Consider the following 10,292-nt stretch of genomic DNA (forward strand, 5'->3'; position numbering starts at 1 on the left):
GTTATTACTTAGTTCAAGCTGCCAACTCTGTAAGACGATATATTCCTGAGTATGAAGCCTATTACCAGAAAAAATATAAAGAAGTACCGAAAACACAACACAAACGAGCCCTCGTCTTAACTGCACGAAAATTAGTGCGTCTGGTGTTTGCACTCCTAAGCGATCACCAACTCTATATCGCAAGATCGGAGGCGATGGAGTCTTAAGAGAAACTATTTCTTAAGGACGACTATCCGAAGACATAAACCGAACGTATTTTCGAATGCGTGGCGGTTTAGTTCAGTGCACCCTTTTTTATGAAATTAGGTTGTCATTTTAATCTATTCTCTTGACTTAACACCATAATGCTTAATTTGCTGCTTTGGACAGTTTGGGATCATCCTTATAATAGGGTACTGGCGGATAGGTATAGTACCTGCGATACATCAAAACACCCAGTGCTGCTACGAACAAAACGAGGGACAAGCCTTGTGAAACTCGTAAGAAATCGCCTATCCATAAGCTGTCTGTCCGCATGCCTTCAATAAAAAACCTTCCTGCTGAATACCAAATGACATAGCTGAGCGCCACTTCTCCTTGGCGAAGGAATTGATTCTTGTTCCGCAAAAGGAGCAACAAGGCGAAACCAACTAAACTCCATAAAGACTCATAAAGAAAAGTGGGATGGTAATAGGTTCCGTTGATATTCATTTGGTTAATGATGAATTCCGGTAAGTACAAGTTTTCTAAAAATTGTCGGGTGACTGGACCGCCATGTGCCTCTTGATTGATGAAATTTCCCCAGCGACCAATCGATTGAGCTAGGAGGACACTAGGTGCCAGTATGTCTAGTAAAAGACTTAGCGTCATTTTCTTTCTTCTTGCAAACCAGTATACTGCGAGACCACCCGCAATTAGCCCCCCATAAATGGCAATTCCACCATTCCAGATTGCGATGATTTCACTCGGATTCTGTATATAGTAGTCCCATTTGAATAAAACGTAATAAAGTCGGGCACCGATAAAGCCAATTGGTATGGCCCATAATGCCATATCTACCATGGTATCTTCTTCAAGTCCCAGTTTTTGAGCTTCCTTTGTAGCTAATGAAATGCCGATCAGCATCGCTAGAGCAATAATAATTCCATACCAATTAATTTTTATCGGGCCAATTGAAATAGCAACTGGATCGATTACACTAAGTAAAACATTCATTCTTCAATCCCCTTCATAGCTTACATTAGTTAATTGTTTTAAATCACATAATTTAAGTTCAATTTGTGTAGTTATTTGTTTACAGACAATAAACCCTCATTTATATTGTCAAACACATTGTCAAAATCCCCTTCACCATTGATAACGTAAAGCAGATTTCGCTCCTTGTAGAAGTGAATAAGTGATTCCATTAATTCCTTATTAATGTGTAGCCTATTTTCAATCACTTCTGGTTTGTCATCCAGTCGAATTTTTTCCCTTTTTGATTCGATTTGGGAATTTCCTTGTTTTTCTTTTGAACGAAGATTCCCTCGTTGCGCTAACCGATGTCTTAACGTATCCTGACTTACATCTAAAAAGAAAACAGCGTCTAAATTCTGATTCTGACTTTGTAGGTAAGCTTCGAGCATTTTTGCTTGCTGTAGGGTACGTGGGTAACCATCCAGAACAAAGCCATTTTCAACATCCTTTGCTTGTAAGCGACTCTTAATCAATGAGTTTATCCACTCATCTGGAACTAGCTCTCCTTTATTCATATATTCTTGCACTCTGAGTCCGAATGTATCTTTCTCCTTGGTTGCTTCTCGTAACATTTCACCAGTTGAAATAGCCGTCAGGGGGTACTCCTCTGCGATTCTTTTAGCTTGGGTGCCTTTCCCAGCACCAGGTAACCCTAAAAGGACCAGCCTCATAATTTTTCTTCCTTATAAACTAAAAAAGGAAGAGATGATTTTTTTAAATTATTTCATCTCTTCCTTTCCTGTGAAACTATTGTATTTTTACACGATAAGGTCATTCAATTATTTCATGTGCCAAATAACTGTTTATTTTGGCGCTAATTTCAGAAGCATGGCAGTGTCTACTTTAGAGGGAGCATATCAAAAGCATGGGAGCCCTGTTTTTATCGAAAATTTATCGATCTATGATTTTCCTTATACAGCATACTGGCTGGTCTGACCCGATTCTGGAAGGGGGTCAAACCAGCCAGTGCTTTTTCGTTCCTGCTTCGTTTTATTTAGGTTTTAATCTCAATGTCATAGCATTGATGGCAACGCTAACCGTGGAGAGGGACATGAGGACGGCTGCAAATGCAGGCCCAAAGGTAATGCCGATAGGAGCGAGGACACCAGCAGCGATTGGAATCGCGAGAACATTGTAGCCTGCTCCCGCTACCAAGTTTTGTTTCATTTTACTTGTTGTCTTGTTTGCTAACTCGATAAAGGATTCAATATCCCCTGGATCAGACTGAGTAAGGATAACATCCGCAGAATCCAAAGCTACTTGTGTGCCGGCACCAATTGCTATACCCACATCTGCCAGCGCTAGAGACGGAGCGTCATTAACGCCGTCTCCCACCATGATGACTATTTTACCTTGATTTTTCATTGATTCTACTAAATCATATTTACCTTCTGGAGTTTGATTGGCTCTATATTGAATCCCTAGAATTTCTGCAACTCCTTGTGCAGCTTCCTCGTTATCACCAGTAGCCATGAGTGGTTCAATTCCGTAATTTTTCAGCGCCTCGATCAAGTTTTTGCTGGTTTCTTTCAGTTCATCTCCCAATGCGACAGCGCCGATTGCTTCATTGTTTTCTACAAGGATACTTAAAGTAGCGCCTTGCGGAGTATCCATACGCAATGCTTTTCCGTATGCCTTTTGGCTGATTAATTGATAGTAGTGGCCGTTCGCCTCCCCTTCTATTCCTGCTCCCGAAACGATTTCAATGGAGTCAAAGGAAACTGACTTAATGCCTTTCGCTTCAGCGTGGTTCACAATCGATTGGGCAATCGGGTGACTGGAGCCCGCCTCTATACCCGCCAACAAGCCTGTAATTTCTTCTTCAGAATATTTATCACTCAAAACAGTGACGTCCAACACTTTAAATTCACCAGTTGTTAAAGTACCTGTTTTATCCAATACCATAACATCCGCTTTAGTAGTTGATTCCAAAGCTTCTCTATTTTTAACCAGTAATCCTCGGCTTGCACCCAAACTAGTACTACGTGATACTACCAAGGGAATAGCAAGACCCAAAGCATGTGGGCAGGCAATAACTAACGTAGTCACAGTAAAGATAACGGCTGTGGGTAGGTCCGCAATGATCATCCAGGCTATTAGAGCGATTGAAGATACTGCAACGGCAACGTAGAACAACCAGCTAGCTACTTTGTTAGCCACATTCTCTGCTCGAGATGGTTGGCTTTGTGCTTGGCTAATTAATGTTTGTACTTGTGAGATAAAGGACTTATCCCCTGTTTCTGTTACTTCTACATATAGGACACCACTACCATTTGTTGATCCACCAATGACTTGATCTTTAACATTCTTTTCGATTGGCTTAGATTCACCTGTTAAGAGGGCCTCGTTTACACGGGATTCTCCGCGAATAATGATACCATCAGCTGGAACATTTTCTCCTCCTTGAACACGGATAACATCTCCAACCTGAAGGTCAGTCACAGGACGAGTTTCAATCGAATCATCTTCTAAAACAACATGAGCGTCTTTTGGCAATAATTCTGCTAGAGCTTTTTGCGCATTCCCTGCTTCACCCAATGCCTTCATTTCAATCCAGTGTCCTAATAACATGATTAAAAGTAAAGTTGAAAACTCAAAGAAGAAGTCCATGAAAGGTTCTCCGGTCACATATCGAGCGGCCACTGCGTAAACACTATAGGCATAAGAAACCGTTATTCCCAAAGCAATCAAGGCCATCATGCCTGGAGCTTTTGACTTAAACTCATCTTTCGCACCCATGTAGAATGGTTTTCCGCCATAAAAGTATAGAATTGTTGACAATACAGCTGCTACAACGTCTGCATAAGGAAAGATAATTTGGAAAGGCCACTGAAACTCCCCCAAAGGAGTAATGAGTAAGATTGCAATTCCTAATGGGAGTGACTTCAAAAAAATCTCCTTAAAGCTACCGTGATGGTGGTGGGCATGCCCTCCCATTGCGCCATGATCCATTTCACTGTGATCCATCGTACTATGATCCATCTTGCTGTGATCCATCTGACTATGGTCCATCGCACTATGGTCCATCTTGCTGTGATCCATCGTACTATGGTCCATCTTGCTATGTTTCATTTTATTGTCCGCGGTATGTTTATGCGACGAATGATTGCTGTGTTTATTACCCATATACGTTCCTCCTAAATTTTTAAAAAAGACCTCACTTTTTCTTCTTGATATAAAAATGTGAGGTCCGTCTTATGAATATACGTGTGACATTTGCACTAATTATAGTTCGTTTCTATTTCACTAAAGAATATTTCGTATCGGCTAGCGCAGCATTGAGCGTTTCGGTATCAATCTCTGTTTGACTTTCAAGTACTGCTTTTTTAGTCGCTAAATCAACCTCTACAGATTCAACCCCTTCAATAGCTGAAAATTTTTCTTGCACTGTATTGGCACAACCTGCACATTTTACGCCATCTAATAAGACTTCTTTTTTCATCATTCATTCTCCTTTTTCTTTTAATTTTTTTATCTTCTTCAAATCGAAGAAGGTCAAAAATAAATCCAATAAACAATTAACCGGCCGGAAAGTCAAAGTGGATTTCTCTACAACAGTGACAGTGAGCCGCTTCAATGATTCCCTTTAACAACAGAGGCACGTCCATCAGCGAAGAAAGGAAACTTTTTCGCGTGACATTCTTACTTATATGGACGAAAATCATTTTTTTGTGTATTCCGCTAAATACTTTTTCAACGGTCGATTTGGCCATAAACTCCTCTTCTATTGCTTCGGCGCACTTAACACAACCAATCCCTTCAATAATCAACCCCGGTCTCATCTTTGTCCTCCTTTAACATTTGTTTCACTTAACAGGCGAAGGGTTGAATCGTCTTAACCGTAAAGCATTGAGCAAGACCGACACCGAACTGAAACTCATTGCGACCGCCGCAAAAATCGGGCTCATCAGCGGGCCGCCGAAAATATACAAGAGACCCATTGCAACTGGAATACCTACAACGTTGTAAGCAAAAGCCCAGAACAAGTTTTGTTTAATGTTTCGTAGTGTTCTATGACTTAAATCAATCGCAGTCAATACAGCTGTTAAATCATTACGCATGAGGACAATATTAGCTGATTCAATCGCCACGTCCGTACCTGATCCCACTGCAATTCCGATATCCGCTTGAGCCAATGCTGGTGCATCATTAATGCCGTCCCCAACCATTGCGACCTTTTTGCCTGATTCTTGTAGTTTTTTGACTTCCTCTGCTTTATCTTCAGGTAATACTTCACTTAATACGCGGTCAATACCCACTTGCTTAGCTATCGCTTTGGCTGTACGTTTGTTATCTCCAGTAATCATAATGACTTCGATGTTACGTTTTTTAAGTTCTTTAACAGCCTTCATACTATTTTCTTTTAACGTATCCGCTACTGCGACAATTCCAGCCAATTCTCCGTCTATAGAGAGATACATCGGTGTTTTTCCTTCGTCTGCTAAGCGATCGGATTCTTTTTCCATGCTTGATAAATCAATATTCTGCTCTACCATCAGCTTGCGGTTTCCAATGTACATATTTTTGCCATCAATTGCAACTCGAATCCCGTGTCCAGGAACGGCTTCAAAATGATCTGGTTTAGCTAATGTCATGTTCTCTTCTTTTGATTTTTGTACAATGGCTTCGCCTAATGGGTGTTCAGATCCGGTTTCACCAGAAGCTGCATAATATAAAAGCTCTTCTTCAGTAATCAAAGGAGTCACTAAAATATCCGTCACGATAGGTTTACCTTCTGTCAGGGTTCCTGTTTTATCAAATACAATCGTCTCTAGATTATGAGTGGTTTCTAGCGCCTCACCATTTTTTATCAAGACACCATGTTCTGCCCCTTTTCCGGTTGCAACCATAATACTTGTTGGAGTCGCCAAACCTAAGGCACATGGACAAGCAATGACAAGGGTTGTTATGATAACGGATAAAGCGAATATACCTGTTTGACCTGCAATTAACCAAGCAACTCCTGCTAAAATGGCTAATCCGATAACAATCGGTACGAAATATCCTGTAATGATATCGGCCATTCGAGCAATGGGTGCTTTAGACCCTTGTGCATCTTCTACCATTTTTATAATTTGGGATAGGGTTGTATCGCTTCCCACTCGAGTGGCGCGGTATTCAATGGAACCATTATTATTTATACTCGCCCCAATAACCTCGTCTCCATCTTGCTTTTCAACAGGAATACTTTCTCCTGTCAGCATCGATTCATCAACTGTAGTACGTCCTTCAACAACAACACCATCTACAGGCATTCTTTCTCCCGGACGAACTCTAATGATATCTCCTAGAGCGACAGCTTCCACAGCAATTTCCTGTTCTTCACCATTACGTATCACTCGAGCTGTTTTAGGAGCCAAGCTAACTAATTTCTCAATAGCTGAGGACATTTGCCCCTTTGAGCGGTCTTCTAAAAATAGTCCTAAAGTATGGAGCGCCAAGATAACACCGGTCACTTCATAATAAAGTAACTCTGAAAAATTACCATAACCTAAGCCAGTTCCGATTGTCGCAGCAAGGCTGTAAACAAATGCAGCCGCCGTACCAAGCGCAATCAGGGAATCCATATTTGGGTGACCTTTAAATAAACTTTTAAATCCCCTCTGGAAATATTCCCAGCTTACTACCATTATCGGCAAAGTCAGAATAAGTTGTAAAAGAGAAAAATTAAATGCATTTATCATTGGGTCAACGATATTTGGTAGAGGCATACCGACCATTTCACCCATGGATAGAATTAATACAGGGATTGTAAATATAATGGATATCCCAAAACGATTTAAAAGTTGCTTTATTCTTTTTTCTTTTTTCTCACGCTTCTCTGCTCGTGAATTAGCTTGAGTATCCGTAGTCTCTAATACGGCTGCATAACCACTATTGGATACAGCACCAGTCACATCAGATACTGAAATTGCTGACGGGTTATAGGAAACTTGCATTTTTTCTGTCGCTAAATTGACGGAAGCTTTATCTACGCCCGACAACTTTCCGACGGCTTTTTCAATTGTCTGTGCACAGGATGCGCAGGTCATCCCTTCAATTGCAAAGGTTTGCGTCGTTCCTTCCTGGGTGACTATTTCATACCCTGAATTATCCACTGCTTTTTGTAGATTTTCTACCGAAAAAGTTGGTTCATCGTACTCAATACTTAACTTCTCTGTTGCTAGGTTCACAGAAGCCTTTGTGACCCCATGCACCTTTTTTGCTGCTTTTTCTACTGTCTGTGCACAAGACGCACAGGTCATACCTTCTATGGCAAATGACTTATTCTCCAATTTTTTTGCTCCTTATTCTCCATGATGATGTAAATGGCAATCGCATTGCCCTTCTGCACACCGACAATCAACTTCTTCTACTGCGAAAGCTTTTTTCATCTCTAATATTTCTTCTAGTCGCTGGATATCATCGAAGCTTAAGACATGATCTTCAATGATACTCCCTACTACATTCCCGACACTCTTTCGACAAATACGGTTGAAAATATCGTTTGTAAAACTTCTTACCGCTTCTTTCGCTTCGATATTTGCCGAATAAATATATTTTCTACCTTCTTGTTCTGTATTCAGTGCGCCTTTTTCCACGAGGCGACCTAAGAGCGTTTTGGTTGTCGCTTGTTTCCAGTCCATTTTCTCTCCCAATGTAGAAATGACGTCTTTACTAGTCACTCGACCATTCGCCCAGACTACACGCATGACTTCCCATTCAGCATCGGTTATATGAAGGTCTACAGCTATAGTACTCATATTCTCTCCCCCTTTCGTTTACGCGCGTAAGCATTAATGTTAAATAGAGTTTACACTAGTAAACGATTATTGTCAAGAGTTTATGTGAATGAATAATTTGTGATGTATTATTTTTTATAACTTTTTAACTTTCGTTTCGATGCGACACGCCTGACGAAAACATGGATTGTGTTTTAGTTCATTAATTAGGGATTGGTTCGTCGGACACTTCTCTTTTAAAAAAACACCGAAAATAAGCTTTTTCAGAATGTCGGCGGATAGACATCCCACTGTACGGGTTTCTATCCCCCGATTTCATTTTGATTACAAATTTGAGCCTAACAGGCTCAAGGGGTCACAGCATCGCAAATTATTCATCTACAAACTATTTCAGCTTTAAACACAAAAAAAGTAAGGTGAGAGCCCTGCCTTTTTGCGTCTTTATCGGACTATAATTGTATGAGTAGCTCATTGGGGAGTACCCTCTTAAAATCTAGGAGAATGATATACTACTCTCTGTCTATACTATAACTCGAATGTAAGTTCTGGTATATGAATATTGGAAGTTTTTTTGCAAAGATTTAGTTTTTTACAACAGAAGCTTCATAAATAGAATCCACTGCTTCTTTTAGTTTTGCATCAAAGTCTGCATCACTTTGATTAACAGATAAGTCCTGCGTAAGCGCCCGTGAAAAACTTGCTATAACATTGTCATTTTGACTAAGCATTTCGTTCGCTTCGTCTCTTTCATAACCACCTGATAAAGCAACAACACGTAAGACTTGTGAATGATCGGCTAATTCTTGATATATATTAGCTTTCGTTGGGATAGTTAATTTCAACATCACATAATCATCAGTAGCTAATGCATCTAAATGGTTTTTAATGGATTGGTTTAAATATTCCTCAATTTGTTCTTTATCTTCAGAATGAATATTCACTTCAGGTTCAACGATAGGAACTAAGCCAGCATCAATTATTTCTTGAGCAACTTGAAACTGCTGGGTGACTACATCATCGATGCCTTTTTCATTATATGAAAGAATGTTTGAACGCATTTTTGTACCAAACATATTTTGTTCTTTTGCTTGTTGAAGTAAATTATTAAGTCCTGGAATTGGCTTCATTAATTGTACACCATGTTCTTCATCTGCAAGTCCTTGATCTATTTTAATAAACGGAACAATTCCTTTATCGCTTAAATAATCTCCAGCATACTGACCTTCTATCCTATTATTCATCGTATGTTCAAATAAAATCGCGCCAATAATTTTATCCGGAGTAAAAGATGGAGATGTGATGATTCGTGTACGCATTTTGTGAACAAGATCAAACATTTCATCGTCATTTGAATACTGGTCTTCACTGACCCCATAATCATTCAGAGCTTTTGGTGTACTACCACCGCTTTGATCAAGTGCCGCGATAAAGCCGTCTTTATTCTTTATAGTATCAAAATGTTCTTGATTCATTGATAAATTCTCCTCCATAGATTTTCTGAAATTCCCATAGTTATCCTTCACTAATTAGTTTATTAAAAATTTTCCTCCTATACCACTTTTTTAAAAAAATACCAAAAAATAAGCTTTTTCAGAACATCGACGGATAGAAATTCTATTGTAGAGGGTTTCTATCCGGCGATTTCATTTTTATTACAAATTTGAGCCTTACAGGCTCAAGGGGTAAACATTCTAAATAACAGGTCTTCTTTGCCTATTATCGCTGTTATTACATTTTCTGATTATGAAAGTGGCAGGACTAACGCAATTGCCCCAATAACAATCGCTGTCCAGTTGAGTCCTTTCTGTGGGGAAAATAGCCCGATGATTCCTAGAACGACTGCAGCTACTCCCAGCCATACCGGTTGCCAAAAGAAAGCGATTATCCCTACAAGAATTCCAATCCATCCTAACCATCGCCCAGTTGTATCACTCATGATTTATCTTCTCCTTATGCATATTTTTTAATTATTTATTTAATCGAGAAACATATTCTGTTAAACGCACCAAATTAGAAACAAAACCATATTCGTTATCGTACCAAGCAACTGTTTTAACCAATTGTCCCCCATTTGCATCTAATACTTCTGTTAACGTTGCATCAAAAACGGATCCATGTGTAACCCCCACGACATCGGAGGAAACAATTTCATCCTCAGTGTACCCATATGAATCATTCGCGGCTGCCTTCATCACTTCGTTAATCTGATCAACGGTTACCTCTCTATCCAACACCGAGAACAGTTCTACAAAGCCCGCAGTAATGACAGGAACCCGTGTGGTGGTACCCGTAATGATCCCTTTAACCTCTGGAATGACTTTTCCTAATGCGTTGGCAGCGCCAGTCGTAACAGGA

Annotated in this window: 9 protein-coding genes and 2 pseudogenes; 1 reads left to right on the plus strand and 10 read right to left on the minus strand. The window is 39.9% G+C overall.

Annotated elements, in window-relative coordinates:
• Positions 1-206, plus strand: a pseudogene (locus BM212_RS11130) (IS110 family transposase); the annotation flags it as partial.
• Positions 207-348: 142 nt separating this feature from the next.
• On the opposite strand, the gene lgt reads toward BM212_RS11130, so the two are convergent.
• The 10 genes and pseudogenes from lgt to BM212_RS11180 all read right to left on the minus strand — a co-directional run.
• On the minus strand, positions 349-1,194 hold the full coding sequence (lgt, locus tag BM212_RS11135; protein WP_091898579.1) for a prolipoprotein diacylglyceryl transferase: 846 nt from the start codon (positions 1,192-1,194) through the stop codon (positions 349-351).
• 71 nt (positions 1,195-1,265) lie between these two features.
• Complete coding sequence (locus BM212_RS11140) at positions 1,266-1,886, minus strand: adenylate kinase (protein ID WP_091898581.1); 621 nt, start codon at positions 1,884-1,886, stop codon at positions 1,266-1,268.
• 319 nt (positions 1,887-2,205) lie between these two features.
• Positions 2,206-4,341, minus strand: coding sequence for a heavy metal translocating P-type ATPase (locus BM212_RS11145; protein WP_177206446.1), 2,136 nt, complete (start codon positions 4,339-4,341; stop codon positions 2,206-2,208).
• A 112-nt stretch (positions 4,342-4,453) separates the two neighbouring features.
• Positions 4,454-4,657, minus strand: coding sequence for a copper chaperone TcrZ (gene tcrZ / locus BM212_RS11150; protein WP_091528616.1), 204 nt, complete (start codon positions 4,655-4,657; stop codon positions 4,454-4,456).
• A gap of 76 nt (positions 4,658-4,733) precedes the next feature.
• Complete coding sequence (locus BM212_RS11155; RefSeq protein ID WP_091898583.1) at positions 4,734-4,997, minus strand: hypothetical protein; 264 nt, start codon at positions 4,995-4,997, stop codon at positions 4,734-4,736.
• Positions 4,998-5,021: 24 nt separating this feature from the next.
• Positions 5,022-7,490 (minus strand): heavy metal translocating P-type ATPase, encoded by a 2,469-nt coding sequence (locus tag BM212_RS11160; RefSeq protein ID WP_091898585.1) that lies wholly within the window; start codon positions 7,488-7,490, stop codon positions 5,022-5,024.
• A gap of 12 nt (positions 7,491-7,502) precedes the next feature.
• Positions 7,503-7,958, minus strand: coding sequence for a copper-responsive transcriptional repressor TcrY (gene tcrY / locus BM212_RS11165; protein ID WP_091898587.1), 456 nt, complete (start codon positions 7,956-7,958; stop codon positions 7,503-7,505).
• Positions 7,959-8,518: 560 nt separating this feature from the next.
• Complete coding sequence (locus tag BM212_RS11170; RefSeq protein WP_091898589.1) at positions 8,519-9,409, minus strand: fructose bisphosphate aldolase; 891 nt, start codon at positions 9,407-9,409, stop codon at positions 8,519-8,521.
• Positions 9,410-9,678: 269 nt separating this feature from the next.
• Complete coding sequence (locus BM212_RS11175; RefSeq protein ID WP_091898591.1) at positions 9,679-9,873, minus strand: C4-dicarboxylate ABC transporter; 195 nt, start codon at positions 9,871-9,873, stop codon at positions 9,679-9,681.
• A 31-nt stretch (positions 9,874-9,904) separates the two neighbouring features.
• A pseudogene (locus tag BM212_RS11180) lies at positions 9,905-10,292 on the minus strand (type I glyceraldehyde-3-phosphate dehydrogenase); the annotation flags it as partial.

It is taken from the genome of Marinilactibacillus piezotolerans (genome assembly GCF_900114235.1).
Lineage (GTDB): Bacteria > Bacillota > Bacilli > Lactobacillales > Carnobacteriaceae_A > Marinilactibacillus > Marinilactibacillus piezotolerans.